Source organism: Mesorhizobium sp. B2-3-6 (assembly GCF_006442305.1).
Classification (GTDB): Bacteria; Pseudomonadota; Alphaproteobacteria; order Rhizobiales; family Rhizobiaceae; genus Mesorhizobium.
In genome coordinates this window covers 425,155-451,983 of record NZ_VFVW01000001.1, presented here as the reverse complement: position 1 = coordinate 451,983, position 26,829 = coordinate 425,155, and the positions used below count along the sequence as shown (strand labels likewise).

The following is a 26,829-nucleotide window of genomic DNA, read 5'->3' as shown; positions in this document are numbered from 1 at the left end:
CCCTTACCGCGTCTGCGCGCTCGCCGCGAGCTCCGCCCGCTTCTCGTCCGACACCACGGCCAGATCCAGCACCTTCTGCAGTTCGGCGGCGTGGCGGAAGGACGGTTCGGCCTGCACGCCGGTCCGCACCGCGTCGGCGAAACGCTGGTAGTTGGTGGCCACCGTGCCGGCGTCGAGCTCTTCCCATATCCCGTCGTCGACATTTTCGCCGAGGCAGGCCTTGAGCGACGAGCCGTCGAGATTGTGCACCACTTCGAGACCGCCTCTGTCGCCATAGATGCGCAGGCGCAATTCGTTGAGATGGCCGGTCGCCCAGCGGCTGGCATGCACCACGCCGAAGGCGCCGTTGGAGAAATCCAGCGTCATGGCGAAGCTGTCATTGGCGTCGAGCCCGTAGTCGCCGATGCGGTTGCCGGGCGCCTTGTCGAAGGAACGCAGCCGGCAGAACACATGACCGATGCCGAGGGCCGCGCCATAGCTGGCGAAATCGAGGATGTGGATGCCGACATCGCCAAGCACGCCGTTGGAGCCGTGGCCGCGCGACAGCCGCCAGAGCCATTTCGGGTCGCTGCGCCAGTCGCCCCAGAATTTCGACACTAGCCAGCTCTGCAGATAGGACGCCTCGACATGCCGGACCGTGCCGATCTCACCGGCCTGCACCATCCGGCGGGCCTTCTGCAACGCCGCCACATTGCGGTAGGTGAGGTTCACCATGTTGACGATGCCGGCTTTCTCGGCGGCCTCGGCCATCTCGATCGCCTTGCCGAAATTCTCGGCCAGCGGCTTCTCGCACAGCACCGGCTTGCCGGCGGCGATCAGCTTCATGGTGGTCGGGTGGTGGATGCGGTCCGGCGTGACATTGGCCACGGCGTCGAAAGCGCCCCATTTGAGCGCCTCGTCCAGCGCGGTGAAGCGGTTGGGGATGTTGAAGCCGTCGGCGAACTCGCCGACGCGCGCCGGATCGAGGTCGACGGCCCCGACAATGTCGACGCCATCGATGGCGCTGAATTGCCGTGCATGTTCCTGCGCCATCCAGCCGGTGCCAAGTATCAGAAGCCGCATTTTTCCTCCTTGGTGCGAGATGTCGTCGCGTCAGGCGGGATGCCGGATCGCCTCCGCGACGCCGGTCGGACAGGCCTTCCCTCCCGGACCCGCCTCAAATAGCGCGAATGATCCCGCCGTCGACGCGGATGTTCTGGCCGGTGATGTAGCCGGCGCCGTCCGAAGCCAGGAAGGCGATGGTCGCGGCGATCTCTTCCGACGTGCCGTAGCGCTGCATGGGCACGGAGTCGCGGCGTTCTTCCGTCGCCGGCAGGCTGTCGATCCAGCCTGGCAGCACATTGTTCATGCGCACATTGTCCGCTGCATAAGTGTTGGCGAATATCTTGGTATAGGCGGCAAGGCCGGCGCGGAACACGGCCGAGGTCGGGAACATCGGGCCCGGCTCCACCACCCAGGCGGTCGAGATGTTGATGATGGCGCCGGCCTTCTGCTTGACCATCTGCGGCGCCACGATGCGCACCGGCCGGATGACGTTGAGCAGGTAGACGTCCATGCCGGCGTGCCACTGTTCGTCCGTGATCTCCAGGATCGGCGCGCGCGGCCCGTGGCCGCCGCTGTTGACCAGAACGTCGATGCGGCCATAGTGCTCCAGCGTCAGGTCCGCGAGGCGCCGCAGATCCTCGTTCGACTGGTTGGAACCGGTGACACCGATGCCGCCCAGTTCCTTGGCCAGCGCCTCGCCCTTGCCGGACGAAGACAGGATGGCGACCTTGAACCCGTCCGCCGCCAGCCGCTTGGCCGCTGCCGCCCCCATGCCGCTGCCGCCCGCCACGATGACAGCCACTTTTTCTGAACTCATTGGGTTTTCCTCTCAAGGGGGTTGGCGGGAGTTGCGGTCTCAGCGGTCATATAGGCGGTTTCGTCGGCCGCTTCGAACCAGAAAGGCTGAACCGACCTGCAGAAAAATGCGACGCGCCAACCGCCCTAGCCTTCCACCGTCTCCAGCACGCTGAGCAGCGTGCCTTCCATGTCGGGCTCGTCGCCGGAGCAGACGCACAGCATTTCGGCGTCGCCCTCGCCCACCGAGAGGTAGGCGTGGCCCATGGTGGAATCGATATAGACGCTCTCGCCCTGTTTCAGCCGCACCGGCGCGTACTGGTCGGTGTGCAGTTCGATCTCGCCCTTGAGCACGATCAAAAATTCCTCGCCGGCATGTTTCGTCAGCGGGCCGAACTCTTCGGGCGTGCGGGCGCGCGCATAGGCGTGGATCGGCACCATGCGCTTGCGCACCAGGTCGGTGGCCAGGTACCGGTAGTCGTAATTGCGGGTCAGCTGGCGCAGTGTGTTGGACGGTGAGGTAACGGAGCGGCGGGTGCGCGCCGCCGGCTGCTTGCGGTCACCGCTGAGCAGTTCCGTTACATGGATGCCGAGCCCTTCGCAGATCTGCAGCAGCTTGTCGTAGCTCAGGGACATCTGGTCGTTCTCGACCTTGGACAGCGTCGACACCGCGACCCCGGTGAGCCTGCTCACCTCCTGCAAGGTCCAGCCATGCGTCTTCCTCAAGCCGCGCAGGCAATCACCCAGCTTCGGTTGCTCCGACATATCAGCTCCATGCCGCGGGATCGCGCCGCTCCATCCTACGTAATTGAACTTCCCGCCGTCATCAACAACGCCAACAATTTTCTTATACGCTAAATATTGACTGGATAAGAAATTATTTTTACGACTGAACGATGCAGTCGAATTCACTCCCGAAAATCGTCGTCATCGGCGGCGGCATTGCCGGCCTCTCGCTTGCCGCCGAGGTGGCGGACTGGGCCGACGTCACCCTGATCGAGCGCGAGAGCCAGCCGGGCTATCATGCCAGCGGCCGCTCGGCCGCCCTGTTCACCGAGACTTATGGCAACCGCCTGGTGCGCGCGCTGACGCTGGCGAGCCGCCGGGCGATCTTCGACGGCGGCTTCGTCGCGCATCAACGTGGCGCGCTGCATGTCGGCCGCGCCGATGACGGCGCGGCCGTCGACCGGCTGGCCGGCGAATTGCAGGCCATGGTACCGAGCGTACGCCGCCTCTCCGCCGCTGAGCTGCATGCGCTGGTTCCCGTCATCGATCCGCAAACCACATGCGGCGGTGTCTATGAACCGGGTGCGGTGGACGTCGATACCGGCAAGATGCTTGCGGCCTGCGCTTCGGCACTGAAGGCCAGGGGCGGCATCATGCGCACGGGCGAAGAGGTGCGCGAGGTCGCGCCCGCCGGCAATGGCTTGCGCGTCGCCACCAGTGCCGGCGCCTATCCCGCCGACATCGTCGTCAACGCCGCCGGCGCCTGGGTCGATGTCGTGGCCGGCCTGGCGGGGCTCACCGGCCTCGGCTTCCAGCCCAAGCGGCGCACCGCCTTCCTGTTCGACCCGCCCGCGGGCACCGACATTGCCGGCTGGCCGCTGGTGGTCGATCTGCACGAACAATTCTACTTCAAGCCAGACGCCGGCAGGCTGATCGGCTCGCTGGCCGACGAAACCGATTCCGAGCCTTGCGACGCCTGGCCGGAAGACATCGACGTCGCCATTGCCGTCGACCGCATCGAGCAGGCAACGTCCATGCGCATAGGCCGCCCGTCGACGCCCTGGGCCGGCCTGCGCACCTTCGCGCCCGACCGCACGCCGGTCGCCGGCTTCGACCCGCGCCTGCCCGGCTTCTTCTGGCTCGGCGGCCAGGGCGGCTATGGTTTCCAGGTATCGCTGACATTGGCGCGGCTCGGCTCGGCGCTGATGCGCGGCCAACCCTTGCCCGACGATGTCACCGCGCTTGGCGTCACCGCCGCGGGGCTGGCGCCCGACCGCTTCCTGGCCCCGGCGGCGACGCCATGAATTTCATGCCCTTCCCTCAACCAGAAAAAATGTCATCAGGAGCGTTTGCGATGAAATCCACCGTTCTGCGCACAGTGCTTGGCTCGACCCTTCTGGCCTCGTCCGTCCTTCTCGGCGGGCAGGCTCATGCCAAGACGCTCGTCTATTGCTCGGAGGCCAATCCCGAGACGTTCAACCCGGCGATCGGCATCGCCGACTCCACCATGGACGCCGCCGCCAAGACGATCTTCAACCGGCTGGTCGAGTTCAAGCCGGGCACGACCGAAGTCGGACCGGCGCTGGCCGAGAGCTGGGATGTCTCGCCGGACGGCAAGACCTACACATTCCACCTGCGCCATGGCGTGAAATTCCAGTCGAACGAGCATTTCACGCCGACGCGCGAGTTCAACGCGGACGACGTCCTTTACACGTTCAACCGCCAGCGCGACGCCAACAATCCCTACCACAAGCTCGGCGGCGGCTCTTACGAATACTTCAACGCGCTGGGCATGGGCACGCTGATCGACAAAATAGACAAGGTCGACGATTACACCGTGCGCTTCACGCTAACGGCCCCCAACGTCACCTTCCTGGCCGGGCTGGCGCTCGACTACCTCTCGATCTTGTCGCTGGAGCAGACCGAAAAGATGGTGGCCGCCGGCACGCCGGAGCTGATCGACAGCCAGCCGGTCGGGACCGGCCCGTTCATGCTCGAGGCCTATGTGCCCGACAGCCAGGTGCGCTACGCCGCCAACAAGGATTACTGGCGCGGCGCGCCGAAGATCGACACGCTGGTCTTCGCCGTCACGCCCGAGCCGACCACCCGCGTCGAGCGCCTCAAGGCCAATGAATGCCAGGTGGCGGCCCCGCCTCCGCCCAGTGCCGTCGCCGAATTGCGCGCCGATCCAGACATCACGGTCCTCGACCTCAAGGGCCAGAATATCGGCATCCTCGGCTTCAACGTCGAACATCAGCCGCTGGGCGATGTCCGCGTGCGCACCGCGCTTGCCAAGGCCGTCGACCGCAAGGCAATCGTCGATGCCGTCTATGCCGGCGCCGGCACCGTTGCCGGCAGCGTCGTGCCGCCGGCGCAGCTCGGCGCCGTTACCGATGCCGGCATCGACTACGATCCCGACGGCGCGAAGAAACTGCTGAAGGAAGCAGGCCACGAAAGCGGCCTCAAGATCAGCCTGTGGGCGATGCCGGTGTCGCGCCCCTACAACCCCAATGCCAAGCGCATGGCTGAGATGATCCAGGCCGACTGGGCGAAGGTCGGCGTGCAGTCCGAGATCGTCAGCTTCGAATGGGGCGAATATCTCAAGCGCACCGCCGCGGGCGAGCAGGACGCTTTCCTGCTCGGCGGCAGCAGCGACAATGGCGATCCCGACAACATGCTGAGCTATCTCCTGTCCTGCGACGGCGTGAAGGGTGGCTCCAACCGCTCGCGCTGGTGCGACAAGGATTTCGAGAAGCTGCTGGATGAAGGCCGCGTCGCCGCCGACCCGAAAGAACGCGCCGCGATCTACGGCCGGGCGCAGGCAATCCTGAAGGCCGAGGTGCCGGTGGCGCCGATCGCCCATTCGCTGGTGGCGATCCCGATCCGCAAGAGCGTGCTCAACTACATCCTCGACCCCTTCGGCCGGCAGAATTTCGCCGCGGTCGATGTGGCTGAGTGAGGGCAGGCGCTCCCTGTCCTTCCCCCATATGGGGGAAGGTGGATCGGCGCGCAGCGCCGAGACGGATGAGGGGTGTTCCAGCGGAATGAGACGTTGGTGTTCCCTGGAGCACCCCTCATCCGACCTCGCTTCGCGAGGCCACCTTCTCCCACAGGGGAGAAGGAAAAAAGAAAGAGATATCAATGCCGGAAGACCTGACCTCCCTCCTCAACAGCTACCTCGCCGACGGCGCGGTGGGTGCCTCGCTGGCCTATTCGACAGGCGCCGCGCCAATCGCCCTCACCGCGGGCCTAGCCGATCGCGCACATGGCACATCAGTCACACCGGACCAGTTGTTCAAGATCGGCAGCTGCACCAAGACCTTCGTCGCCGCCGCCCTGGTCGAGCTCGCCGAGACCGGCAAGCTCGAGCTCGGCGCGCCGATCTCCTCCTGGTTCCCGGATCTGCCGGGCGCAGGGAATATTTCGGTGCGCCAGCTGATCAACCATCGCAGCGGCCTGCCGGAATTCGAATATTACATACCGATGGATCCGGGCCGGCAATGGACGCCGCAGCAGCTGGTCGACATCGCCTTCGCCTCCGACAAACAGAAGGCACCGGGCGGACCCGCTGTCTACAACAACACCGGCTATGTGTTGGCCGGCATGGTGATCGAGGCCCTCACCGGCCAGTCGCTCGGCGCCTATGTCAGAAACGCGGTCCTGCGGCCGCTCGCCCTGGAAAACACCTGGTCGCCAGCCACCGAAGCATTCCCGGAAAGGTCGATGGTGCGCGGCTACTACCACCGGCCGCCGCTGGCGCCGGGCGCACCGACAGACATCGCTTCCGGCGGCGAGATGTGGCGCATGGACGGCGTGCTGCCCTACTCCGACGAATTGCAGGATTCTTCCGATTCCTTCCCATTCGGCGCCGCCTATGGCTGCGGCGACATGGTGTCGACGCCGTCCGACATGGTGAGCTTCATGCGCAGCCTGTTCTCCGGCAAGCTCTTGTCGCCGCCTTTCTTCGCCGAGATGTTCGAACGCCGCGTACCGGCGAGCTTCCCGGGCACCCGCATGCGCGAGACCGGCGCCGGCATGTTCCAGAGCGCCTATGCCGACCGCGCCTTCTACGGCCACCAGGGCAGCATTCCGGGCTATGTCGCGGTCATGCTGCATGATCCGGCGACCGGCCTTACCATCGCCATGACCAGCAATGTCGGCTCCGGCAACCGCCTGTCCTTCCAGGCCAGCGGCCTGCATCCCGTGGTGGATCAGGCGATCCGGATCATTCTGGAGCAGCCAAGCCGGGCAGCATCTGGCTGAGCACGCGATCCCGCAGAAGAACGTGGTGGAAGACGGCCGCCGCGGCGTGCAGGCCGGCCAGCCACATGAGGATGTCGCCAAGCGTGCCGTGGATTTCCGCCAGCGAAGCGCCGACGTCCCATGGGGCGAAAAGCGGACCGATCGGACCGAAGCCGTACACCGTGACCGGATGGCCGCCAAACCATGCGCCGAGCATGGCGGTCACCGGCACAGCGAACATCAACGCGTAGAGCGCCCAATGTACCGCCTTCGACCCGACATACATCCAGGCGGGCATGGACGGAGCATCGGGAATGCGATCGAACAGCCGCCAGGCCAGGCGGATCACCAGCAGCCAGAAAACCGCGAAGCCGAGCGATTCATGAAGCAGCAGCATCGAGGCCCTGGGCGCTGAATAAACGCGCGTAGGAGGGCCGCCTGCCGAGACCAGGAAGGCGATGAGCACGAGCAGTGCCGTCAACCAGTGGAATGCCTGGGCAAGGCTTCCGTAGCGAGTTGTGGTACCGGACAGTGACATGCAGGAACTCCGCGGCAGTTGCACAAGGCTCCCCGCGCCAGGCCGAATTTGCCTTTATTTAGCTGCGCCTCGAGTGAGAACGATTTATGGCGGAGCAGGTCGGGTCGGCTTGTCGCACCGGCTGCACAGCCAAGGCGCTTGAGACCCTTCAGGTTTTCGACCAAAACACCGCCGCCGTCGCCGCGACGATCTCCGCATTGTCCAGCGCCACCTTTCCATCGGGAAGCGTCCTGCCGTCTTCCAGTCCGACCCGCGTCGACCAGCGCCTTCGACGCGCGAGCTCCACGAACGGCCAGACCGTGGCATCGGCGCCGTGCAGCAGGATCGGCCGCCGCACCCCGGCGCGGTCCAGCGCGGCGGCGATGCCGTGCGCCTCGGCGAGTGCGGCGGGCAATTCCTGTATGTCGATCTCGATCAGGATGCGCAGCACCCGGCCGTGATCGGCAAGACTGACGAACCGCTGGGCATCTTCCGTTGTGGCAAGGCCGGCCTCGATGCCGACGCCGCGCTGGCGCAAAAGCTCCATCACGGCGGGCGCGTCGGCCTCCGAAAGATTGACCGAAGCATAATCGGGCAGTTCGCGCCAGCCGGCGATCGCGGCGCGGGTGCGCTCGACGTCATTCTCGATCCAGGCGCCTGTCGACACGCCGATCAGCGTGCCGGGACAGGCCCGGCGCACCGCCAGCACGGTCGTGTCCACGGCGGCCAGGCTCTCGCGCCCGTCCACGCCGCGCGGATGGATGTGCAGTTCGGCCGCGCCCGCGGCGATGCAGGCGGCCGCATCGCTCGCCATCGCCTGCGCCGTCAGCGGCAATTTCGGATGAAAATCGCGCGGTCGTGCGCCATTGATGCAGGCCTGGACGATCATGGTTGCCATCCTCGGACAAGGGAGCCAGCACTCTAGCTGCGTGGCAAGGCATGGCAAAGAGTTGGGCGTTGTCTCTCCTGACAACGGCCGGTGAGACTGCCGATCTCCCCCTTGTGGAGGAGATCGGCAGTTCCACTGCCTCGCTCTTCCTTATCGGAATCCCGGCATTTGAATAAAATCCGCCTGTGGATATTTACCCTGTGTTCCGCCAGACCGGCCAAGATATATTAGGGCGAGGTAATGGAGGGATCATTGACCAGCGATTTTTCAGCCGCCCGGGTGCATCTCGAACGCGCCTATCACTATTTGCGCGGCGATGACGAGACAAGCCGCTCGGCATGCGAAGCCCTCGACCTGCTGATCGAAGCGGTCGCGGAGGCGCAGCACAGGCGATCGGAGGCAGAGGTGTTGGAGTTTCCGCGATCGGCACGGTTCGCCGACCGCCAGTGATCGTTCCGCCACGCCCGGCCGACCGCCCGGAGCCGTTCCAGGGGCCGTGCTTAACAGCTCTTCGGGATTGCCTAATACAGCTCTTCGGGATTGCCTAATGGAGTGTTGGAGTGGCTCGGCGATTCTGGCGGGCGGCTTGCCCGCTTCAGGCGCGCCGCCTGTCGGGCGTTCCGGCCGTCGCGCGCGAAACGATCGCCTCCAGCGGCTCGGGACGATGCAGAAAGAAGCCCTGACCGTAGGCGACCCCCATGTCCTGGAGCATGGCCAGCGTATCGTGCCGTTCGATCTTTTCGCCCACCACGGCGAAGTCGAGGCTCCTGGCAATGCCGGTCATCGCCAGCACGATCTCGCGGTCGAAGCGGCTGTCGGTGATATGTTCGATGAACGAGCCGTCGATCTTGATCGCATCGACGGGAAAGCGCCTGAGATACTCGAACGAGCTCATGCCGGCGCCGAAATCGTCGAGGCTGACCCGGCAGCGTCGCTCACGCGCCTTGCGCACGAAGTCCTCCGCGGCATCGAAATTGGTGACGGCCGCGGTTTCGGTGATCTCGAATCCGATGCCGGAATGCGGCGCACCGGTTTCCTCGATGGTGTTGTCGACGAAATCCCACAGCCCCGGATCGCTCAATGTCTGAGCCGACAGGTTGAAGCCCAGCGTCAGCGCCCCGGCACGCAGCGCCGGTCCGTGCCGCAACAGCGCCGTGCGAATGATCCAGCGGTCGAGTTTCGAGGCGATGCCGAAACGCTCGGCCACCGGGATGAATTCGCTCGGCGGCACCAGCCGCCCGTTGCGCGCGGCGAGCCTCGCCAGCACTTCGACGTGCCGGCACTCTTGCCATGGCTTTCCCAGGAGATGGATTTCCTGGCCGAACAGTTTCAGCCGCCCGTCGTCCATGGCATCGACGGTGTCGGCTGCGATGCGCGCCGCATTGAGGCCGGCGGCCCCAGATCGCGCCGCGGCCGAAAACACCGCGAAGCGGTTGCGCCCCGCCGCCTTGGCCGCGTAGCAGGCGTCGTCGGCGCAAGCCAGCGCATCGGCCACGGTGGTCGTGGCATCATCGATGAAGGCGATGCCGATCGAGGCCGCCAGTCGGCGCGATGACGCGGCCGCGCCGAGATCGGCCTCGCGCACTGCCCCAAGCACGGCGCCGGCGATCCGCTCGGCCTGCACCGCGTCGCAATGCGGCACCAGCAGCGCGAACTCGTCGCCGCCCAGGCGCGCCGCATGCGCCGACGGCGGCAGGCAGCCGCGCATGCCCCCCGCGACGCTCTTCAGCGCCAGGTCGCCGGCGGCATGCCCGGCGAAGTCGTTGAGCGCCTTGAAGTAATCGAGATCGACATAGAACACCGCCAGCGGCGCCCCCACCGCGATATGCTCGCCAAGCAGCCTGTCGAAGGCGGCGCGGTTCCACAGGCCGGTCAGCGCGTCGTGGCGGGCGGCATGGGCCAGTTCCTGTTCGCGCAGCTTGTCTTCGGTGATGTCGCGCACCGTGCCGAGGATCTGGCCGGCGGCACCGGCGGCGGCGACGAAACGCACCAGCGATTCGACATGACGGATCTCGCCGTCGCGCCTGATGATGCGGTATTGCGCGGCAATGACGCCGTCGGTTTCCAGCGGCGCCCTGTGGGCGCGTTCGGCCGCCTGCTTGTCGTCGGGATGCAGGTAGCTGTGCCACAGGTCTGCCGTCACCTCGTCGGTAACGGCGACAAGGCCGAATATTTCCCTGGTGCGGGAATCCCAATAGCTTTTGTTGCTGACGATGTCGTAGTGCCAGATGCCGGTGCCGCTGGCCGCGAGCGCCAGGCGGAAGCGGATGTTGACCTGTTCCAGCGCGGCCTCTGCCGCCTTCTGTTTCGAAATATCGGTCTGCACGCCCATCAGCCGGATCGGTTGGCCGTCGCGGTCGCGTTCGACGATGCCGCCGCGGTCGAGCACCCAGACCCAGTGGCCTTGCTTGTGCCGGAGCCTGAGCTCGGTCTCGATGGTGTCGGTCAGGCCGGCGATGTGACGGTCGCCGCTGGCCAGCGCCTGCTCGCGATCGTCGGGATGGGTAAGCCGCAGCCAGAGGTCGCTGCTGTTGGCAAGCTCGCTTTCGTCATAGCCCAGCATCCGCGCCCAGGTGGCGGAATAGAAACACTCGCCTGTCCGAAGGTCCCAGTCCCAGACGCCAAGTTGGGCGCGCTCCAGGGCCTTCTCCCAGAACGTTCCATTACGGCTTTTCTTGTCCTGACCCGCCATCTTCCGTTTCGTCCAACCCCGCCGGGGGCAATCTGCGGCAAAACCAGAGAAGAAAGCGTTACCATGCCGGTGGCTCCGCCGCGTTCCTCGCTTGCGGTCCCGACTTTCGATTGGCGGGCAAGAAGCGGAGTTTGCCCGCCCGCCGATCCTCCTAGTGTTTGCGCGGGGTCGCCGCCCGCCCTGGCGATCTCGTGCAAACACAAGAGGACTTTTCCCATGACCAAACAGGAAGAGAACAAGGCCGTCGTCGTTAGATGGTTCACTGATTTCTGGGGTGAAACCTGCGATCTTTCCGTCGTCGACGCCATCGCCGCGCCCGAAATGCTGCTCAAATATTCGCTGCATGAACCGCGCCGCGGCCGCGAGGACATCAAGGCCTTCATGACCGATTTCCGCGCTGCCTTCCCGGACCTCAACTTCTGGGCCACCGCCGACCTCATCGCCGAAGGCGACTATGTCGTCGGCCAGTGGGAAGGCGGCGGCACCCATGCCGGTCCGGCCTTCAGCGATTTCCTCGTCGGTTCGCTGCCCGCCGCCACCGGCCGCACCATGCGCTTCACCGGCACCACGGTGCTGAAGGTGATCGAGGGCAGGATCGTCGAGGAGATCGGCCTCGACGACGGCGTCGCGGCGTTGACCCAGCTCGGCCTGATCAAGGCGGCTTGAATGAGAGGGACCATCGCCGTCCAGGCAGTGGTCCCTCTCGATTGCACGTGCGTCACGAAAGGCCTCTTGGCAGCAACCCAACACAGGGCCAGCACCGCCATCGACCTCAGCCCGTATTTGAATACAATACTACACTATTGAGTATTATATTGGAAACCAGACACCATTACGGGTGCAACAAGATATTAATACGTTGCCGCCAGAACAATCATAACAAGTTCGAAAGCTGGCGGGACCTCCCTGATGAGTGGGCACACCGGAACACAGGGCGGCGATCTCCGATCGGTTTGCACTGTTGATCTTGGCGTGGCGACAACCAGAAGCAGCTGGCTGCTGACGGGCCTGTGCCTGGTCTGCGTCGCGACGGCGCTTTGCCTGCGGCCTGAGCGATATCTTCTGCTGTCCATAAAGTACTTCGGGACATTCCTCGGCTTGCTGCCGGTGCTGCTGGTGGTTGGCCTCGGGTTAACGGCATTGGTGTATGGCGGGCCCAGGCCGACAAGATTCATGGTGCACATACTCAAGGAACGCGGGCCGGCGGCCGCGCGGGTCGTCTTGCTATTCTTTCTCGGCATCATCGCTTTCACGACATTCAGGATCACCATACCGGAGATCGTGCCTTACTATGCCGATCCCATGCTGGCCGACCTCGATCGTTGGCTGCACGGCGTCGATCCTTGGGTATGGACGCACGGCATCGTTTCAGAGCCCGCCTCCATGCTGGTTTTCAAGGCCTATATGTCCTGGTGGTTCATGCAATGGCTTGGCGTCGTGCTCTTCGTCGCCTTCTGGAACAGTCCCGCCCGGCGCATCCGCTATCTCTGGGCGTTCGCGCTCACCATGATGTTGTGTGGCACCGTTCTTCCAATCATGCTGTCATCCAGTGGGCCGATATTCTACGACCGGTTCTATGGCGGCAGCCGATTTGCCGGGGTGCTCGCAGCGCTGATGGCAGACCCGTATGCCTTCCCGGTGCGGTTCGCCGCCAGCTATCTGCTCGATGCACACGACAGCGGTAGCTCCGCGCTGGGCAGCGGCATCACGGCGATGCCGAGCATGCATGTCGCCATCGTCACGCTCAATGCCTTCTTCCTCACCGGCTTTGGTCGCCGCTGGGCCGTTGCCGGCTGGTCGTTCGCCGCACTCATCCTGTTCGGCTCGGTCTATACCGGCTGGCACTATGCCGTGGACGGCTACCTGTCGATCCTCGTGGTCTCTCTGCTCTGGTACCTGACCGGACGCTTCGTTCTACCGGCATCCGGGCGGCAGGCTTCCGACGTGGCCCAACAGACTTCCGATACGGGATTGGCGGCCCCTAATCCCGCGCCGCGATAACGGCCGGAGCGGACAGCGTCGAGCCAGGCGGCCTGCACCGCCTGGCTTCATTGCTTACTGGCTGGGTGCCGCCGCGTGTTCGCACGACACTTTCGGGTTCATGTCGGCGAAGGTGCCGGTCGGGTTGCCCTTCCAGGCCCAGACATGCAGCTCGTAGAATTCGCCCAGGCCGTAACGGTTGGGCGCACTGTTGAAGTTGAACAATTGGCCGTCCAGCGACGCCGGCCCCTTGGCGGTGATGTATTCGACCGCCACCAGCTTCAGTGTGCCGTCGGCCATCGGCTCGTACATCACGGCCTCGGGACGGGCGATGTCGATCTTGTCGTCCTTCAGGTATTGCCCGTTGACATAGTGAATGCCCATCGCGCCGCCGGTGATGCCGCTGGCGCAGGGAATGGGCGCATAGCCTTCGTCCGTGGCGACCTTGACGTCGAGGAACCGGCCGTTCGCCGCCCGCACCTTACCGGCCAGTGGATTCGCGCCGGATGTAAATGCGACCTCGTCCTGATGGGCCTGGGCGAAAGTGGCGCAGACGGCCAGCATGGCCCCCGCCATGAGAAGCCCGTCGTGGAATTTGCGTATCATGTTCATTCCATTCTTCTTGAAAAGGCCCAGCGCGCCGGCCGCCGGAAATACGGAGGCGCGGCAGGCAAGCGCCGTTATTGTCGTTGCTCGGAGCACCCGCAAGCGATGCGACGGATGGAGGAAAGCTTCATCCCTTCGGCAGATACGGGATCGTCCCCGCCAGGTCGGTGTTGTCGATCATCTGGAAGCGGCTGTCGCTGCCATCCTGGCGGGCCGAGACGAAGGGCGCGTAGGCCGGATCGTTGGCGAAGGCGCGCGCCGCCGCTTCCGACGGGAATGCCATCAGCGCGATCAGAGTGGTGTCGAGCGGCTTGCCTTCAAGCGTCTTCACATTGCCGCTGCGCGACAGATACTTGCCGCCATGCTTGTGGACGAGGTCGTGCACCGATGCGGCGTAGGCCGGCATCCACTGCGGGTTCTTCACCTTGATGTCTGCGATCACGTATGTGGTCATGGTCTTCTCCCTGTTACGGCGCACAGGGGAGATCCCCGCGGCCGGTCAAAGGGCTCGCATGGCAGGGCCGGCGCCGGCCAGTCCGCGATCTGTACCGGGCCGGTACAGTTTCCGTACTGGCCGCTTCCTTCATGAAGGCCTAATGTTCAGCCCAGTTTCGAGGGAGGACGTCGGATCATGGCCCAGCACGGATACAAGCAGTTCTGCCCGCTATCGATGGCCGCCGAGGTGCTGTGCACCCGCTGGACGATGGTGCTGATGCGCGAATTGGTGGCGGGTTCGACCCGTTTCAACGACCTGCGTCGCGGCGTCCCCAAAATGTCGCCCAGCCTTCTGTCGCAACGGCTGAAGGAGCTCGAGCTCGCCGGGATCGTCGAGCGCAAGGAGGTGCCGGGCGAGAAGGGCATCTCCGAATACCGGCTGACGGAGGCCGGCCGGGATTTGCGCCCCGTCGTCGAGGCGATGGGCTTTTGGGGACAGAAATGGGTCGAGTCCCGGCTGTCCCTCAAGAACCTCGATCCGTCGCTGCTGATGTGGGACATGCGGCGCAATCTGAACCCCTCGCCGCTGCCCGACGGGCGCACTGTGATACAATTCCTGTACCAGGAGCTGCCGGCGTCCAAACGGTCGTGGTGGCTGATCGTCGAAAAGCATGGCGAGGTCGATCTGTGCTGGTACGATCCGGGCTTCGATATCGACCTCTACGTCTCGACCGACCTGCACACGATGACGGCGATCTGGATGGGATTGATCACCGTCGAGAAGGCCGGCGCGAAGGTCGCCTTGACCGGAGATCAGCACATCGCAAGGAAGATGCAGACCTGGCTCGGCCTCAGCCCGTTCGCGGTCGAGCCCAAACGGGCGGCGTAGAAACGAGGGCTCGGGGAACAGCGATCGGGCACCGGGAGCGGCGGCTTTCGCCTTTCGCGACAGGTTGAATGTGTGAGTGAATAACCTTCAACGGGATGTGGGTGCTTCGATAGGGTAGTGCTTATCCTCATAAGCGTCGATCAAGGTCGCGAGAACATCAAACCGGTAATCGCCAAGAGAGCCGATTTCCGGCTCGTTCTCGAAATATTGGATGATTTCGGCAATCGCCCGATCGTAATCGGCCTCGGTCTTAAGGGGTCGAATGTTTTCCATCACACCTTCTCCGGATCAATCTTGTCATATCCTTTGTGTGTCCCGACGAATACGCTCGCGTCCACCTCTCAATTGGCAGGAAACGGGTGGCGACGCGGGTCGTCTGCGGCTTCAATGCCGGCCATGTTCATCACCCTTGCCAAGGATCTCAAACCCGCGCCGCTGCCGGTCGCCGACGATCCGCGCTGGACGCAAGTCGTGGCGCGCGACAAATCGGCCGATGGCAGCTTCTGGTATTCGGTGGCGACGACCAGCGTCTATTGCCGGCCCTCCTGCCCGTCGCGGCGCGCCAACCCGAAGAACGTGCAACTCCACGACACGCTGGACGAGGCCAGGGCGACCGGCTTTCGCGCCTGCCGGCGCTGCAATCCCGACGGACCTTCGCTCGAGGCCGGCAACGCCGCGATGGTGGCCGAGGCCTGCCGCAGGATCGAACAGAGCGAGGAGGAACCGTCGCTCGGTGAACTGGCCGCCGCCGCCGGCCGCAGCGCCGGCTATTTCCACCGCACCTTCAAGGCCGTCACCGGCCTGACGCCAAAGGACTACGCGGCCGCCCGGCGCGCCGAAAGGGTGCGCCGGCGCCTGGAAGACGGCGCCAGCGTGACAGCGGCGATCTACGATGCCGGCTTCAATTCGAGCGGACGCTTCTATGAGAAGTCGGCCGGCATGCTCGGCATGACGCCGACGCGCTACCGCGCCGGCGGCGCCAGCGAGGAGATCCGCTTCGCCGTCGGCGAATGCTCGCTCGGCGCCATCCTTGTCGCGTCGAGCAGGAAGGGCGTCGCCGCGATCCTGCTCGGCGACGACCCGGACGCGCTGGTGCGCGACCTGCAGGACCGTTTCCCCAAGGCGCGCCTGATCGGCGCCGACCGCGATTATGAGGCGCTCGTCGCCCGCGTCGTCGGTTTCGTCGAGGCTCCAAGGCTTGGTCTCGACCTGCCGCTCGACCTGCGCGGCACCGCGTTCCGGCAGCGCGTCTGGCAGGCCCTGCGGGACATCCCGGCCGGCCGCACCGTCTCCTATGCCGAGATAGCAGGGCGCATCGGCGCGCCGAAGGCGACCCGCGCCGTTGCCGGCGCCTGCGCCGCCAACGCGCTCGCGGTCGCCATTCCCTGCCACCGCGTGATCCGCAAGGACGGCGCCCTGTCCGGCTACGCCTGGGGCGCGGAGCGCAAGCGCGCGCTGCTCGGCCGCGAGGCCTGAGGAGGAGCGGCAATGGGCGCGATGGCAAGGTCTTCCACCACCGATGCGGACATTGGGATCCCCCATCGCGGCGCCGTCAGACGCGCCAAAGATGCGCGGTCGCTGGTGATGGCTGCGCTCGGGGAGCTTGTCGAGAGCGGCAAGGCCGAGTGGAGCCGTGGCGCGACCGGCGAGATCGAACTGCGGCTGTTATCAGGCGAGGTTTTTTTGCTTGGCGAGGTTGCTGTCATTCGTATCGCATAAATCAGCGCTCTACGGCGCCCCCCTCTGTCCTGCCGGACATCTCCCCCACTTTGGGAGGAGATTGGCTGTCACAACCGCCTTCGCCAATCTACGACGTTGCAGGAATGAGTGGGGCGCCGAAATTGCCAATCTCCCCCCTCGTGGGGGAGATGTCCGGCAGGACAGAGGGGGGGCGCCGTAGGGTACTTACCTCCGCACCGTTCCGGAAATTGAATTTGAAAGCAACCATCGGAGTGAGGAACGGAAGGCACGCAGCTAGGGTTCAGGCACACAGAAGGAGTGAAGCAATGAACCTCATGCAAACCCACACGCCGGCGACAGCCTCCGGCGCCGACACCATCACCTACGCCATCGCCCAATCCGCGATCGGCAAAATCCTCGCCGCGCGCGGTTCCCTCGGCGTCTGCGCCATCCTGATCGGCGACGACGCAGAGGCGCTGGCGCAGGACCTCGCCAGCCGCTTTCCCGGCAAGATGCTGGTCGAGAACGAGACCGCCTTGCATGACGATCTCGCGGCGATAGCATGTTTCATCGAAACGCCCGCCGCCGGCCTGGACCTGCCGCTCGACATCAGCCACGGCACGCCGTTCCAGCAAAAAGTTTGGGGCGAGCTTCGCAGCATCCGCCGCGGCGCAACCATCACCTACGCCGCCCTTGCCCAGCGTCTCGGCCAATCGAACGGCGCCCGCGCCGTGGCGACGGCCTGCGCCGCCAACGCGATCGCGCTCGGCATTCCCTGCCACCGCGTCGTCCGCGCCGACGGCACGCCCTCCGGCTACCGCTGGGGCACTGAGCGCAAGCACGCTTTGCTCGACAAAGAGGCCGCGATATGAACGCCCATGCCAAGGTTGCGGCATCGGTGGTGAAAGCCGCCGAGGAACGGGTTGCCGCTTACGACTGGCCGGCCCTCGCCGCCGAACTCGACGGCTTCGGTTGTGCCGTGATGGAAAAGCTGCTCACGCCGCAGGAGTGTCGGCAACTCGCCGGGCTCTATCCGCATGAAGAACATTTCCGCAGCCATATCCACATGGCCAGGCACGGCTTCGGCAAGGGCGAATACCGCTATTTCCGCTACCCCTTGCCGGACCTGATCGGCGGGCTGCGCACGGCGCTCTATCCCAGGCTCGCCGAGGTCGCCAACCGCTGGAACGAGCGCATGGGCATCGCCACGCGCCATCCCGAAACGCATGCCGCCTTTCTCAAGCAGTGCCACGCCGCCGGCCAGGTCAGGCCGACGCCACTTCTGCTGCAATATGTGCCCGGCGACTTCAACTGCCTGCACCAGGACCTCTATGGCGACCTCGCTTTTCCGGTGCAGGTGGCGGTTCTGCTTTCAGAACCCGGCGAGGATTTCACCGGCGGCGAGTTCGCCCTGACCGAACAGCGGCCGCGCATGCAGAGCCGGGTGGAAGTGGTGCCCTTGCGCCAGGGCGATGCCGTCTCCTTCGCCGTCCACAATCGGCCGGTGCAGGGCACCAAGGGCAATTACCGCGTCAATCTGCGCCACGGCGTCAGCCGCCTGCGCTCGGGCATGCGGCACACGGTGGGCATCATTTTTCATGATGCGAAGTGAATTGGTGAGGCCAAGGTGTTGACCAAGAGTACATCGAGGCGCGTGTTCCCTTCGCCCCTGGGGGCTAAGGCACAACCGCGCTTGGTGCTGCATCGCCGACTGCCATGCCCAAGCTCAACGGCAGGCATGATATCAGTGCAATGCCTTTCGATTAGCCGGCCGGCGCGTAGCGACTCACCACCATGCCGCTCGCATAGGATTTCGAGCCGAGCAGCCGCAGCCTGCCGAACCCGCCTTGGTCGAAGATGCGGCGGCCGGCGCCCAGCACGGCCGGGTTGATGAACAGCTGGAACTCGTCGACCAGCCTGGCCGCGATCAGCGCCGAGGCGAAGCCGGCGCCGCCGAACACCGCGATGTCGCCGCCCTCACCCCTCTTCAGCAAGTCGACCTCCCGCGGCAGGTCGCCGCTGACCACTGTCGTGCCCTCCCATCGCGAGGCCTTGAGCCTGTCGCTCGGCACCACCTTCCTCGCCTCGACGATGCGCTGGGCGAAAGCATAGAACGGGTCGCGCGGATATCTCTTCGCCGCATTGCCCCAATGGGTGAGGTAGCCTTCCTCGGCCATCTTGCGGCTCAAGAGGATGGTATCGATGCCGGCGAAGACGGCGTTGAAGTCCCGCTTCAGCTCCTCGTCCCAGGCGCTGTCGTCGCCCCATTCCCAGAGCTGCCAGCGATGATCCCCGGCGGCGCCGACAAAACCGTCGACCGACATCTGCATCTGGAGGATCAGCTTTTTCATTATGGTTCTCCCAGTCAAGGGCCGAGCGGCTCGTTTTACCCGTCCGGCCGGCACGGTTGCCGATGGTTTACATTTGGAACTATTGACCTGAGATGAAAACGATGTCAATAGTAAAGCGATTTAAAAATGGAACCATACACATGTCGACACAGGACCGGTCTGGCTGCCCCATCAACCTGTCGCTCGAACTGCTCGGCGACCGCTGGACGCTGCTCATCATCCGCGACCTGGTCTTCGCCGGAAAAAAGCACTTTCGCGAATTCCTGCAATCCGATGAGGGCATTTCCTCGCGTACGCTGGCCGAGCGCCTCCAGACATTGCAGGACGAAGGCATCCTCACCCGCAGCGGTGATCCCACACATGGCCTGAAGGCGATCTATCGCCTGACCGAGGCCGGCGTCGACCTTGTGCCCGTGCTGGCCACGCTCGGCGCCTGGGGCAGCAAGCACCGCAAGGCCGACGATGATCTGGCAAGGATCGCCGATAAGCTCGCTGCCGACGGCGAGCCGGCGCTGGAGCGCCTCAGGCAGGCGCTGCGGGCGGAGCATCTCGGTTGATGGATGTCGCCAAGGCGGCCTCGCGGACAACGACCCGCACAGGCAACGCGCCTCAGAAAGCGCGTCACGGCCCTCTGTTCGGAATAGCGCAAAAACAAGCGATTGGAGCGGTTGCGTGATGCATTGCAGCACGCCGGCGGCGAGCTATGGCGTGCGCAATATGTCGGCGCCCGCCTGCTCATCGAACAGCACGGCGCAGCCGCACTGCAGCGCGACTTCACTCAGCGCATTCGCGACCGTTTCGTCGGCCGAGACGAAATCGCCGGTCAGCACCCGCAATTCCTCCACGGCCTTGGCCATCGAAACCAGCCGCCCCGCGGCGCGGTCGGTCGAGCAGGCGTTGACGACGCAAACCAGATCGATCATTTCAAAGTTGCCCATGCCAGCCTCCGCACGCGGCGCCCTTCGGCCGTCAACGCGATTGTGAGCGACAATGTTCCGGCGGATCGCGACCTCGCTTGACAGCGAGCAATGTTTGTTCTCTTTATGTTCCATACTCTACAACGTCGCGAGGAACCGGGGATGGAGCCCACCATCCTGCATGCCGATCTCGACGCTTTCTACGCCTCGGTCGAGCAGCTTCTCGACCCGTCGCTGCGCGGCAAGCCGATCGCGGTCGGCGGCGGCGTCGTGCTCGCCGCCTCCTACGAAGCCCGCGCCTTCGGCGTGCGCGGCGGCATGCCGGGGCGCAAGGCGCGCGAGCTCTGCCCACAGTTGATTTTCGTCGGCGGAAATTTCCGCGACTACCAGCGGCTCGGCGACGCCGCGATGAAGGTGCTCGACGATTTCACGCCGCTGGTCGAGCGCATCTCCATCGACGAGGCCTTCGCCGATGTCGCCGGTTGCACGCATCTGTTCGGCCAGCCGCGGGAGATCGCCTCGACCATTCGCCGCCGCGTGCGAAGCGAACTCGGCCTGCCGATCTCGATCGGCGTGGCGCGCACCAAGCACCTGGCCAAGATCGCCTCGCAGGTGGCCAAGCCCGATGGGCTGGTGGTGGTCGAGCCCGGCACGGAGATCGCCTTCCTGCATGACCTGCCGGTCTCCCTGATGTGGGGCGTCGGCCCGGCGACCAGCGCGCGGCTGGCCGAGATCGGCGTCCAGACAATCGGCGAACTGGCCAGGACGCACAGCGGCGCGCTGGCGCGGCTGCTCGGCCCTGCCGCCGGCGAAAAGCTTGCCGCCTTGTCGTGGAACCGCGATCCGCGCAAATTGGAAACACGTCGCCGCGCCCATTCGGCCGGTGCCCAGTCGGCGCTTGGCCGCAAGCCGGCACTGGAATGCGTCTACATCCCTGTCCTGCTGCATCTGGCCGACCGGGTCGCCAGCCGGCTGCGCGCCAAGGCGCGCCCCGGCCGCACGGTGACGGTGCGCGTGCGCTTCGCCGACCTCAGCGCCGTCACCCGCTCGATCACGCTCGACCAGCCGATCTCGGCGACGGTGATGCTGGCCGAGATCGCGACAGACCTGGTGCGGGGCGTGCTTGCCGATCATCCGCATGACAGGACGATTTCGCTGCTGGCGATCTCGGTCTCGCATCTGGAGGAAAGTGCCGAATTGCAGCTCGAACTGCCGCTCGGCCTCGCCGACGAAAAGCGCCGCCCCGGCACCAGGAAGGGCCTCGCACGCTTCGGCGCCGACCGCGCCATCGACAAGATCCGCGAGCGCTTCGGCAAACAGGCCGTCGACTACGGCACCGTGGCGCTGGAGGCGGCCCGCTCCGTGCCCGACGAGTTCAGGGAATTGGCGCAGAAGGAATTGTAAGCGGGAATGGCTGTCTGCGCTCCTCGAATGGCGCACACCAGTTGGCTTCAGAGCCGCATCGTGCCGAAGACCCGATCCCAGAACAGCGACGTCACGCCGAAATTGACATTTTCGTCGACATGATGATGCAGCGCGTGGCGGCGCTTCAGCGTGTAGAGATAGCTCGGATGAGTGGGATGCCAGTGATGGATCACATGGTGGATGCTGACGTACCATAGGTAGCCCAGCATCAGCCCGCAGCTCGCCGCGCTGGCGACCGCGAAATCCGAGACCATCCATACGGGAAAGAACGCGACAAGCGCATGCACGCCGAGGCTGAGCCAGGTCGGCGTGCCTACCGGACTGCGCTCCTCGACATGATGGCGGGCGTGCAGATCCCTGATCCAGGGAATGTGGTGAAGGACGAAGCGGTGCATGACGTATTCGATCAGCGTCCACAGACACAGGCACGCCAGCGCCGTCGCCAGCCAGCCTGGCGCGCTCTCTTCGCCGGCCTCGATAAGCCCGGCCACAGCCAGCAGGGCGATCGCCAGGGGGTAAACCACGAAGTCGCTGTAGTATCCAATGAGACCGAGTTCCATCGGAGCAAGCCTTCAACGCCGAAGAAGCGACAGATTGCCGAATGCGCGGGCGGGGAGCAACGCGGATGCGCCTGACATAGCGTCGCAATCACCTCGCGCAAGGTCGGCGGCAACGATTTGGAAGCCAGTCAACCGGCTGTTGCCTTCGAAACCAGCCTCGCAACGGGCTTGAAAAATGGCGGAACACAGCGCGGTCCCGAATGGACGGCCAACTCTTGATCGCCGTCAACCGCGCGGTACCGTCGGGCGTGGCCGCGATGTCACATTGGATGGCACACCCTCACCCGAACCTTGCCGCCGTCCACGCCCCGTCAGCCGCGTTCGACTCCACCGCCGCGGCGACGAACTTCACGCCGCGCGCGCCGTCGACCACATCGGGCACCTGCGCCGCCCGGGCCGCATCGACGGCGGCGCCCGAACGATGCGCGCGGATGATGTCGGCGGCGTCGCGGTAGAAATTGGCGAAGGCCTCGATATAGCCTTCGGGATGAGCGGCCGGCATGCGCGACACGCGCCGGCTTTCCTGCGTCGAGCCATGGCCGCCGCGCACGAGCGTGCGGCTTTCCTCGCCATATCTGGAGAAGCGCAGTTCCTCGGGCCGCGTGCCCGACCATTCAAGCCCCGCCTTGTCGCCATAGATGCGCACGGAGAGATCATTATAGTGGCCGGGCGACGTCTGGCTGGCCAGGATCGTGCCGCGTGCCCCGCCCGCCCAGCGCACCAGCACATGCGCGTTATCATCGAGCCGCCGTCCCGGCACGGCGGTGAACAGGTCGGCCGACACCGTCTCGGCCTCGCGGCCGCTGATGAAACTCGCCAGATTGAAGGCATGCACGCCAATATCGGCCACCACCGCCGACTGGCCGGCGCGCGCCGGGTCGGTGCGCCATTCCGCCTGTTTCTGGCCGTCGGCATCGATCGGCCTGGTCAGCCAGTCCTGGATATAGGCCCCGTGCACGGAGACGATGCGGCCGAGTTCGCCCGCCGCCACCATCTCGCGCGCCTGGCGCACCATGGCGTAGCCGGTGTTGTTGAGGGTCACGACGAAGCGGCGATTTTTCTCCCGCGTCAGCGCCACCAGGGCTTGCGCCTCGCCCAGCGTCGTCGACAGCGGCTTGTCGCAGATCACATCGATGCCGGCTTCCAGAAAGGCTGTCGCGACCGGCGCGTGCAGGTGGTTGGGCGTGACGATGACGACCGCCTCGATGCCGTCCGGGCGCGCCGCCTCCGCCTTTGCCATCATGCGGTAATCGGCATAGCTGCGCTCCGGCGCGATGCCGATCTCGGCGGCCGAGGCGGCGGCGTTCCCGGGGTCGGACGACAGCGCTCCGGCCACCAGCGCGATCTGGTCGTCGAGCCGCATGGCGAGGCGATGCGCAGCGCCGATGAAGGCGCCCTGCCCGCCTCCCACCATGCCGACGCGCAAACGCTTGCCCGCCGATCCGTCCGATGTCGCATAGACCATGTTTGTCTCCTCCGATTTAAGGATGTTAAGCCAGCACCCACCGTCGAGTTCTGTAGCGCCCCCCTCTGTCCTGCCGGACATCTCCCCCACAGGTGGGGAGATTGGCAGCGTCGACCGCGACGCCTTTCATGCAACGCTGGCAATTTGGCGAAAGCCGGCGTGACATCCGATCTCCCCCCTTGTGGGGGAGATGTCCGGCAGGACAGAGGGGGGCGCCATAGGGTGCTATGTTGAATGCATCGAACTTCTTCGCTGCAGAACAGCTACCACCCTCGAACAGGATTTCCAATTTTCATATTGTAAAACGATCGTATCGCGCTAGCCTGAAATCATGAGCGGGGCGCGCAAATCATCCGGACCCTCCAGCGCCGACGAGGCGACGACCCGCAAGCGCGGGCGCTCGCTGGCGGCGCTCGGCTATATCAAGCCGCAGACTTACGAGGAGCTGCGCGCGGTGCTGTCGTCGGGCACGGTCCATTTTCCCAAGCGGCTGCGCCAGGTCGCGATCTTCCTGTGGCAGCATCCGAGCGACGTCGCGCTCGGCACCATCGCACAGGTCGCCGCGCAGGCAGGGGTGCAGCCTTCGACGCTGGTGCGCTTCGCCCAGATCTTCGGCTATGCCGGCTTTTCCGATTTCCAGGGCCTGTTCAAGGACCATGTCAAGGCGTCCTGGCCGGAAGGGCGCGGCCAGGAACGCACGCCGCGCGTATCCAATGCCGACCTGCATTTCCTGCGCGGCATGGTCGGCGCCTCGCAGGCCTCGCTCAGCCGCATCGAAACCGGCTTCGATATCGAGAGCTTCGAGAAAATGGTGGCGTTGCTTTCGGCCGCCGAGCTGATCTACGTCATCGGCTCCAAGCGCGCCTTTCCCGTCACCAGCTATCTCTCGCTGACCTTGTCGCAGCAAGGCGTGCGCAATGTGCTGGTCGACAATGTCGGCTCCACCGCGCTCGACCAGGTCGGCTGCATCGGCAGACGCGACGCGGTGCTGGCGGTCTCCTTCAGTCCCTACAATTCGATCACGCCCGACCTCGTCGCGGTCGCCCACGAGCGGCGCGCGCGGATCGTCACCATCACCGACAGCACTTTTTCTCCGCTGGTCAAGTTCTCGGACACCTGGCTGGAAGTTGTGGAACAGGACTTCGCAGGCTTCCGCTCGCTGGCGGCGTCGCTCGCCGTCGGCATGGCTTTGGTCCATGGTGTCGTGGCCCAACGGGCAGAATGATTGCGCGGTTGACTAACGGGAACTGACATTCCATATCTTCAGAAATAGAAACTTTGTTCCGGGAGGAGGAATGGAGCTTCAGCTCGACGGCAAGATGGTGCTGGTCACCGGCGCGACGCAAGGCATCGGCCGGGCAGTCGCCGAAACCTTGGCGCGTGCCGGCGCCGGCGGCCTGCTGGTCACCGGCCGCGACGGGACGCGCGGCGAGGCCGTTGCTGCGGAGCTCTCGCAAGCGGGCACGCCGGCACACTTCATCGCCGCCGAGCTTTCCGACCCGGCAGCCCCTGCCCTCCTTGCGCAAGCCTGCATCGACCGCTTCGGCCGTATCGACGGTCTCGTCAATGCCGCCGGCCTGACCGACCGGGCCTCCTTCCTCGATGCGACCCCCGACGACTGGGCCTCGCTGTTCGCCGTTAATGCCCGCGCCCCTTTCTTCCTCATGCAGGCGGCGATTGCCGACATGCGGAAGCGGGGCCAGGGCGGCGCGATCGTCAACATCCTGTCGATCAATGCCCATTGCGGTTCGCCCGAGCTCGCCGTCTATTCCGCCACCAAGGGCGCGCTGGCGACGCTGACCAGGAACGCAGCCAACGCCCACCGCTTCGACCGCATCCGCGTCAACGGCATCAATGTCGGCTGGACCGATACGCCCGCCGAGCGCGTCATGCAGGCCGAGACGCTCGGCCACGGCGCCGGCTGGCTCGATGCCGCCAACGCCGCGCAGCCCTTCGGCCGGCTGTTCTCGGCGGAGGACGTGGCCAGGCTCGCCGTCTTCCTTCTCTCCGACGCCGCGGGACCGATGACCGGCTCGCTGATCGACCAGGAACAGTGGGTGATCGGAGCCAACCGGTGAGCACAGCCGCGCCCGAGACGCTCGGTCCGGCCTTGCTCGGCCGCCTGCCGGCGACGGTGCAAAGGCCCGGCTATGACCGTGCCTTGCTCCAGGCAGGCATGGCGCACCTCGGCGTCGGTGCCTTCCACCGCTGCCACCAAGCCGAATACACCGACGACCTCCTGGCGCGGAGCTTCGGCCGCTGGGGCGTGGTCGGCATCAACATCCGTCCGCCGGCGCTCGCCGATACGCTCGGCCCTCAGGACGGGCTCTACACCAGGCTCATCCGCCAGGATTCCCATGTCGAGGCCCGCGTCATCGGCAGCATCGTGCGCGTTGTCGATAGCCAGGCGAGCGCTATGCCCGCGCTCGAAGTGCTCTCCTCCCCGGACATCGAATTCGTGACGCTGACCGTTACCGAAAAGGGCTATTGCCATATTCCGGCCAGCGGCGCGCTCGACCTCGACCATCTCGACATCGTCCACGATCTCGCAAACCCGCTGACGCCGCGCAGCGTGCCCGGCATTCTGGCGCGGGCGCTGGAGCAACGCATGGCCACGCACGGCCGGCCGCTGACGCTGCTCTCGTGCGACAACATCCCGGCGAACGGCACCATCCTGGAAAATGTCGTGCGGACTTTTGCCGAACGGCGCGGCAACGGCCTTGCCGGCTGGATCGCGGCCAATGCCGCCTTCCCCAGCGCCATGGTCGACCGCATCGTGCCGGCGAGCACGCAGGCCGATCTCGACGGTGTGGAGCAGCTTTTCGGCTACCGCGATGGAGCCGTCGTTGCCGGCGAGCCGTTCCGGCAATGGGTGATCGAGCAGAAATTCGCCGGCCGCGTGCCGCGCTGGGACCTGGTGGGGGCAACCTTCGTCGACGACGTCACGCCGTTCGAGCATCTCAAGATGCGTGTGCTGAACGGCGCTCAGACGACACTCAGTTATCTCGGCGTGCTGGCCGGCCTCGAACACACTTTCGATGCGATGGCGGACCCGCTGCTGTCGGCCTTCGTGCGCCGCATGCTCGTCGAGGAGACTCTGCCAACGTTGAAGCCGGTGCCCGGCATGGACCCATCAGCCTATGTCGAGCAGAGCCTTGGCCGTCTGCAGAATACCGCGATCCGCCACCGCAACCACCAGATCGCCACCGACGGCTCGCAAAAGATCGTGCAGCGCCTACTCAACCCGATCCGCGATCGGCTGGGCGAGGAAAAAAGCATTGCGCTGCTGTCGGTATCCGTCGCCGGCTGGATGGCCTATCTGATCCAGGCTTCATCCCGGTTCGGCCGGCGCTGGCCGGTGTCGGACCCCTATGCCGTCAAGATCGCTGGCATAGCGGAGGCAAGCGGACGCGACGTCCCGGCACTGGCTGCGGGCATCCTGGCGATCGACGCCATCTTCGATCCCGCCCTCGCCGCCAACGACATGTTCCGCAAGGCCGTCACATCGGCGCTCGACGGGCTGTTGTCGGACGATCCGATGGCATCCGTCAGGCATGCATGCGCGCAACCGGCAGATGAGCGGTTGAAGCAACCGGCACGATCTGCATAGTAGGAA

29 protein-coding genes are annotated in these 26,829 nt (G+C 65.3%); 16 read left to right on the top strand and 13 right to left on the bottom strand.

Annotated elements, in window-relative coordinates; genetic code table 11:
• Positions 1-3: 3 nt before the first annotated feature.
• The 3 genes from FJ953_RS02175 to FJ953_RS02165 form a co-directional block, all read right to left on the bottom strand.
• Positions 4-1,062, bottom strand: coding sequence for a Gfo/Idh/MocA family oxidoreductase (locus FJ953_RS02175; protein ID WP_140622998.1), 1,059 nt, complete (start codon positions 1,060-1,062; stop codon positions 4-6).
• 94 nt (positions 1,063-1,156) lie between these two features.
• The gene (locus tag FJ953_RS02170; protein ID WP_140622996.1) at positions 1,157-1,861 is read right to left on the bottom strand and encodes an SDR family oxidoreductase; all 705 of its coding nucleotides are present in this window, start codon (positions 1,859-1,861) and stop codon (positions 1,157-1,159) included.
• Between the two features lie 125 nt (positions 1,862-1,986).
• Positions 1,987-2,604 (bottom strand): XRE family transcriptional regulator, encoded by a 618-nt coding sequence (locus FJ953_RS02165; RefSeq protein ID WP_140500031.1) that lies wholly within the window; start codon positions 2,602-2,604, stop codon positions 1,987-1,989.
• Between the two features lie 131 nt (positions 2,605-2,735).
• Here FJ953_RS02165 and FJ953_RS02160 point away from each other — a divergent pair, with 131 nt between their 5' ends.
• From FJ953_RS02160 to FJ953_RS02150, 3 genes are all read left to right on the top strand, one after another.
• On the top strand, positions 2,736-3,869 hold the full coding sequence (locus FJ953_RS02160) for an FAD-binding oxidoreductase (protein ID WP_140521502.1): 1,134 nt from the start codon (positions 2,736-2,738) through the stop codon (positions 3,867-3,869).
• A gap of 50 nt (positions 3,870-3,919) precedes the next feature.
• Complete coding sequence (locus FJ953_RS02155) at positions 3,920-5,524, top strand: ABC transporter substrate-binding protein (protein WP_140622994.1); 1,605 nt, start codon at positions 3,920-3,922, stop codon at positions 5,522-5,524.
• 182 nt (positions 5,525-5,706) lie between these two features.
• The gene (locus FJ953_RS02150; protein WP_140622992.1) at positions 5,707-6,828 is read left to right on the top strand and encodes a serine hydrolase domain-containing protein; all 1,122 of its coding nucleotides are present in this window, start codon (positions 5,707-5,709) and stop codon (positions 6,826-6,828) included.
• Here FJ953_RS02150 and FJ953_RS02145 read toward each other — a convergent pair.
• A complete protein-coding gene (locus tag FJ953_RS02145; RefSeq protein WP_140500038.1) occupies positions 6,791-7,345 on the bottom strand; it encodes a cytochrome b in 555 nt (184 codons plus the stop codon). The genes FJ953_RS02150 and FJ953_RS02145 overlap by 38 nt on opposite strands.
• A gap of 148 nt (positions 7,346-7,493) precedes the next feature.
• Positions 7,494-8,213, bottom strand: coding sequence for a 3-keto-5-aminohexanoate cleavage protein (locus FJ953_RS02140; protein WP_140622990.1), 720 nt, complete (start codon positions 8,211-8,213; stop codon positions 7,494-7,496).
• A gap of 252 nt (positions 8,214-8,465) precedes the next feature.
• Between FJ953_RS02140 and FJ953_RS02135 the strand changes: the two genes are divergently transcribed.
• Positions 8,466-8,663, top strand: coding sequence for a hypothetical protein (locus tag FJ953_RS02135; RefSeq protein WP_181165267.1), 198 nt, complete (start codon positions 8,466-8,468; stop codon positions 8,661-8,663).
• Between the two features lie 145 nt (positions 8,664-8,808).
• Here FJ953_RS02135 and FJ953_RS02130 read toward each other — a convergent pair whose 3' ends face one another.
• Positions 8,809-10,905 carry an EAL domain-containing protein gene (locus tag FJ953_RS02130; RefSeq protein WP_140622988.1) on the bottom strand — a complete coding sequence of 699 codons (2,097 nt, stop codon included), beginning with the start codon at positions 10,903-10,905 and terminating at the stop codon, positions 8,809-8,811.
• 216 nt (positions 10,906-11,121) lie between these two features.
• Between FJ953_RS02130 and FJ953_RS02125 the strand changes: the two genes are divergently transcribed.
• Entirely contained in the window at positions 11,122-11,571 is a 450-nt protein-coding gene (locus tag FJ953_RS02125) for an ester cyclase (protein ID WP_140622986.1), read from the top strand.
• A gap of 306 nt (positions 11,572-11,877) precedes the next feature.
• Positions 11,878-12,906, top strand: a complete 1,029-nt coding sequence (locus tag FJ953_RS02120; protein WP_246674695.1) for a phosphatase PAP2 family protein — start codon at positions 11,878-11,880, stop codon at positions 12,904-12,906.
• Positions 12,907-12,960: 54 nt separating this feature from the next.
• On the opposite strand, the gene FJ953_RS02115 is transcribed toward FJ953_RS02120, so the two are convergent.
• Positions 12,961-13,497, bottom strand: coding sequence for a hypothetical protein (locus FJ953_RS02115; RefSeq protein WP_181174997.1), 537 nt, complete (start codon positions 13,495-13,497; stop codon positions 12,961-12,963).
• A gap of 121 nt (positions 13,498-13,618) precedes the next feature.
• A complete protein-coding gene (locus tag FJ953_RS02110) occupies positions 13,619-13,945 on the bottom strand; it encodes a DUF1330 domain-containing protein (protein WP_140500048.1) in 327 nt (108 codons plus the stop codon).
• Between the two features lie 177 nt (positions 13,946-14,122).
• Between FJ953_RS02110 and FJ953_RS02105 the strand changes: the two genes are divergently transcribed.
• A complete protein-coding gene (locus FJ953_RS02105) occupies positions 14,123-14,815 on the top strand; it encodes a helix-turn-helix domain-containing protein (protein WP_140500050.1) in 693 nt (230 codons plus the stop codon).
• A gap of 87 nt (positions 14,816-14,902) precedes the next feature.
• On the opposite strand, the gene FJ953_RS02100 is transcribed toward FJ953_RS02105, so the two are convergent.
• Complete coding sequence (locus tag FJ953_RS02100) at positions 14,903-15,088, bottom strand: transcriptional regulator (RefSeq protein ID WP_140500052.1); 186 nt, start codon at positions 15,086-15,088, stop codon at positions 14,903-14,905.
• 123 nt (positions 15,089-15,211) lie between these two features.
• Here FJ953_RS02100 and ada point away from each other — a divergent pair, with 123 nt between their 5' ends.
• From ada to FJ953_RS02080, 4 genes are all read left to right on the top strand, one after another.
• Positions 15,212-16,291 carry a bifunctional DNA-binding transcriptional regulator/O6-methylguanine-DNA methyltransferase Ada gene (gene ada / locus FJ953_RS02095; RefSeq protein ID WP_181174996.1) on the top strand — a complete coding sequence of 360 codons (1,080 nt, stop codon included), beginning with the start codon at positions 15,212-15,214 and terminating at the stop codon, positions 16,289-16,291.
• Positions 16,292-16,303: 12 nt separating this feature from the next.
• Positions 16,304-16,534, top strand: coding sequence for a hypothetical protein (locus FJ953_RS02090; protein ID WP_140500055.1), 231 nt, complete (start codon positions 16,304-16,306; stop codon positions 16,532-16,534).
• Between the two features lie 287 nt (positions 16,535-16,821).
• Positions 16,822-17,367, top strand: a complete 546-nt coding sequence (locus tag FJ953_RS02085; RefSeq protein WP_140557843.1) for a methylated-DNA--[protein]-cysteine S-methyltransferase — start codon at positions 16,822-16,824, stop codon at positions 17,365-17,367.
• A complete protein-coding gene (locus FJ953_RS02080; protein WP_140622980.1) occupies positions 17,364-18,107 on the top strand; it encodes a 2OG-Fe(II) oxygenase in 744 nt (247 codons plus the stop codon). Before FJ953_RS02085 ends, FJ953_RS02080 begins: the two co-directional genes overlap by 4 nt.
• A 151-nt stretch (positions 18,108-18,258) precedes the next feature.
• Here FJ953_RS02080 and FJ953_RS02075 read toward each other — a convergent pair whose 3' ends face one another.
• A complete protein-coding gene (locus tag FJ953_RS02075; protein ID WP_140516033.1) occupies positions 18,259-18,846 on the bottom strand; it encodes a dihydrofolate reductase family protein in 588 nt (195 codons plus the stop codon).
• 140 nt (positions 18,847-18,986) lie between these two features.
• Between FJ953_RS02075 and FJ953_RS02070 the strand changes: the two genes are divergently transcribed.
• The gene (locus FJ953_RS02070) at positions 18,987-19,403 is read left to right on the top strand and encodes a helix-turn-helix domain-containing protein (protein WP_140622978.1); all 417 of its coding nucleotides are present in this window, start codon (positions 18,987-18,989) and stop codon (positions 19,401-19,403) included.
• A gap of 144 nt (positions 19,404-19,547) precedes the next feature.
• Here FJ953_RS02070 and FJ953_RS02065 read toward each other — a convergent pair whose 3' ends face one another.
• On the bottom strand, positions 19,548-19,784 hold the full coding sequence (locus FJ953_RS02065) for a hypothetical protein (RefSeq protein WP_140500063.1): 237 nt from the start codon (positions 19,782-19,784) through the stop codon (positions 19,548-19,550).
• 141 nt (positions 19,785-19,925) lie between these two features.
• On the opposite strand from FJ953_RS02065, the gene dinB reads away from it, so the two are divergent.
• Positions 19,926-21,167 carry a DNA polymerase IV gene (gene dinB, locus FJ953_RS02060; protein WP_140622976.1) on the top strand — a complete coding sequence of 414 codons (1,242 nt, stop codon included), beginning with the start codon at positions 19,926-19,928 and terminating at the stop codon, positions 21,165-21,167.
• 47 nt (positions 21,168-21,214) lie between these two features.
• Here dinB and FJ953_RS02055 read toward each other — a convergent pair whose 3' ends face one another.
• Together FJ953_RS02055 and FJ953_RS02050 are read right to left on the bottom strand one after the other, a co-directional pair.
• Complete coding sequence (locus FJ953_RS02055) at positions 21,215-21,748, bottom strand: sterol desaturase family protein (RefSeq protein ID WP_140500066.1); 534 nt, start codon at positions 21,746-21,748, stop codon at positions 21,215-21,217.
• Positions 21,749-22,028: 280 nt separating this feature from the next.
• On the bottom strand, positions 22,029-23,213 hold the full coding sequence (locus FJ953_RS02050; RefSeq protein ID WP_140622974.1) for a Gfo/Idh/MocA family oxidoreductase: 1,185 nt from the start codon (positions 23,211-23,213) through the stop codon (positions 22,029-22,031).
• Between the two features lie 331 nt (positions 23,214-23,544).
• Between FJ953_RS02050 and FJ953_RS02045 the strand changes: the two genes are divergently transcribed.
• The 3 genes from FJ953_RS02045 to FJ953_RS02035 all read left to right on the top strand — a co-directional run bounded on the left by FJ953_RS02045 (position 23,545) and on the right by FJ953_RS02035 (position 26,823).
• Positions 23,545-24,438: a MurR/RpiR family transcriptional regulator gene (locus tag FJ953_RS02045; RefSeq protein ID WP_140622972.1), complete on the top strand. Its 894-nt coding sequence runs from the start codon at positions 23,545-23,547 to the stop codon at positions 24,436-24,438.
• A gap of 70 nt (positions 24,439-24,508) precedes the next feature.
• Positions 24,509-25,291 carry an SDR family oxidoreductase gene (locus tag FJ953_RS02040; RefSeq protein ID WP_140500072.1) on the top strand — a complete coding sequence of 261 codons (783 nt, stop codon included), beginning with the start codon at positions 24,509-24,511 and terminating at the stop codon, positions 25,289-25,291.
• Complete coding sequence (locus FJ953_RS02035) at positions 25,288-26,823, top strand: mannitol dehydrogenase family protein (protein ID WP_140622970.1); 1,536 nt, start codon at positions 25,288-25,290, stop codon at positions 26,821-26,823. Before FJ953_RS02040 ends, FJ953_RS02035 begins: the two co-directional genes overlap by 4 nt.
• Positions 26,824-26,829: the final 6 nt, after the last annotated feature.

Coding starts and splice junctions, on each gene's coding strand:
- FJ953_RS02075 (WP_140516033.1), bottom strand. CDS start 18,846: ATGAAAAAGCTGATCCTCCAGATGCAGATGTCGGTCGACGGTTTTGTC.
- FJ953_RS02055 (WP_140500066.1), bottom strand. CDS start 21,748: ATGGAACTCGGTCTCATTGGATACTACAGCGACTTCGTGGTTTACCCC.
- FJ953_RS02175 (WP_140622998.1), bottom strand. CDS start 1,062: ATGCGGCTTCTGATACTTGGCACCGGCTGGATGGCGCAGGAACATGCA.
- FJ953_RS02115 (WP_181174997.1), bottom strand. CDS start 13,497: ATGAACATGATACGCAAATTCCACGACGGGCTTCTCATGGCGGGGGCC.
- FJ953_RS02045 (WP_140622972.1), top strand. CDS start 23,545: ATGAGCGGGGCGCGCAAATCATCCGGACCCTCCAGCGCCGACGAGGCG.
- FJ953_RS02145 (WP_140500038.1), bottom strand. CDS start 7,345: ATGTCACTGTCCGGTACCACAACTCGCTACGGAAGCCTTGCCCAGGCA.
- FJ953_RS02100 (WP_140500052.1), bottom strand. CDS start 15,088: ATGGAAAACATTCGACCCCTTAAGACCGAGGCCGATTACGATCGGGCG.
- FJ953_RS02050 (WP_140622974.1), bottom strand. CDS start 23,213: ATGGTCTATGCGACATCGGACGGATCGGCGGGCAAGCGTTTGCGCGTC.
- FJ953_RS02155 (WP_140622994.1), top strand. CDS start 3,920: ATGAAATCCACCGTTCTGCGCACAGTGCTTGGCTCGACCCTTCTGGCC.
- FJ953_RS02160 (WP_140521502.1), top strand. CDS start 2,736: ATGCAGTCGAATTCACTCCCGAAAATCGTCGTCATCGGCGGCGGCATT.
- FJ953_RS02170 (WP_140622996.1), bottom strand. CDS start 1,861: ATGAGTTCAGAAAAAGTGGCTGTCATCGTGGCGGGCGGCAGCGGCATG.
- FJ953_RS02165 (WP_140500031.1), bottom strand. CDS start 2,604: ATGTCGGAGCAACCGAAGCTGGGTGATTGCCTGCGCGGCTTGAGGAAG.
- FJ953_RS02130 (WP_140622988.1), bottom strand. CDS start 10,905: ATGGCGGGTCAGGACAAGAAAAGCCGTAATGGAACGTTCTGGGAGAAG.
- FJ953_RS02125 (WP_140622986.1), top strand. CDS start 11,122: ATGACCAAACAGGAAGAGAACAAGGCCGTCGTCGTTAGATGGTTCACT.
- FJ953_RS02140 (WP_140622990.1), bottom strand. CDS start 8,213: ATGATCGTCCAGGCCTGCATCAATGGCGCACGACCGCGCGATTTTCAT.
- FJ953_RS02105 (WP_140500050.1), top strand. CDS start 14,123: ATGGCCCAGCACGGATACAAGCAGTTCTGCCCGCTATCGATGGCCGCC.
- FJ953_RS02065 (WP_140500063.1), bottom strand. CDS start 19,784: ATGGGCAACTTTGAAATGATCGATCTGGTTTGCGTCGTCAACGCCTGC.
- FJ953_RS02110 (WP_140500048.1), bottom strand. CDS start 13,945: ATGACCACATACGTGATCGCAGACATCAAGGTGAAGAACCCGCAGTGG.
- FJ953_RS02150 (WP_140622992.1), top strand. CDS start 5,707: ATGCCGGAAGACCTGACCTCCCTCCTCAACAGCTACCTCGCCGACGGC.
- FJ953_RS02040 (WP_140500072.1), top strand. CDS start 24,509: ATGGAGCTTCAGCTCGACGGCAAGATGGTGCTGGTCACCGGCGCGACG.
- FJ953_RS02070 (WP_140622978.1), top strand. CDS start 18,987: ATGTCGACACAGGACCGGTCTGGCTGCCCCATCAACCTGTCGCTCGAA.
- dinB (WP_140622976.1), top strand. CDS start 19,926: ATGGAGCCCACCATCCTGCATGCCGATCTCGACGCTTTCTACGCCTCG.
- FJ953_RS02090 (WP_140500055.1), top strand. CDS start 16,304: ATGGGCGCGATGGCAAGGTCTTCCACCACCGATGCGGACATTGGGATC.
- ada (WP_181174996.1), top strand. CDS start 15,212: ATGTTCATCACCCTTGCCAAGGATCTCAAACCCGCGCCGCTGCCGGTC.
- FJ953_RS02085 (WP_140557843.1), top strand. CDS start 16,822: ATGAACCTCATGCAAACCCACACGCCGGCGACAGCCTCCGGCGCCGAC.
- FJ953_RS02080 (WP_140622980.1), top strand. CDS start 17,364: ATGAACGCCCATGCCAAGGTTGCGGCATCGGTGGTGAAAGCCGCCGAG.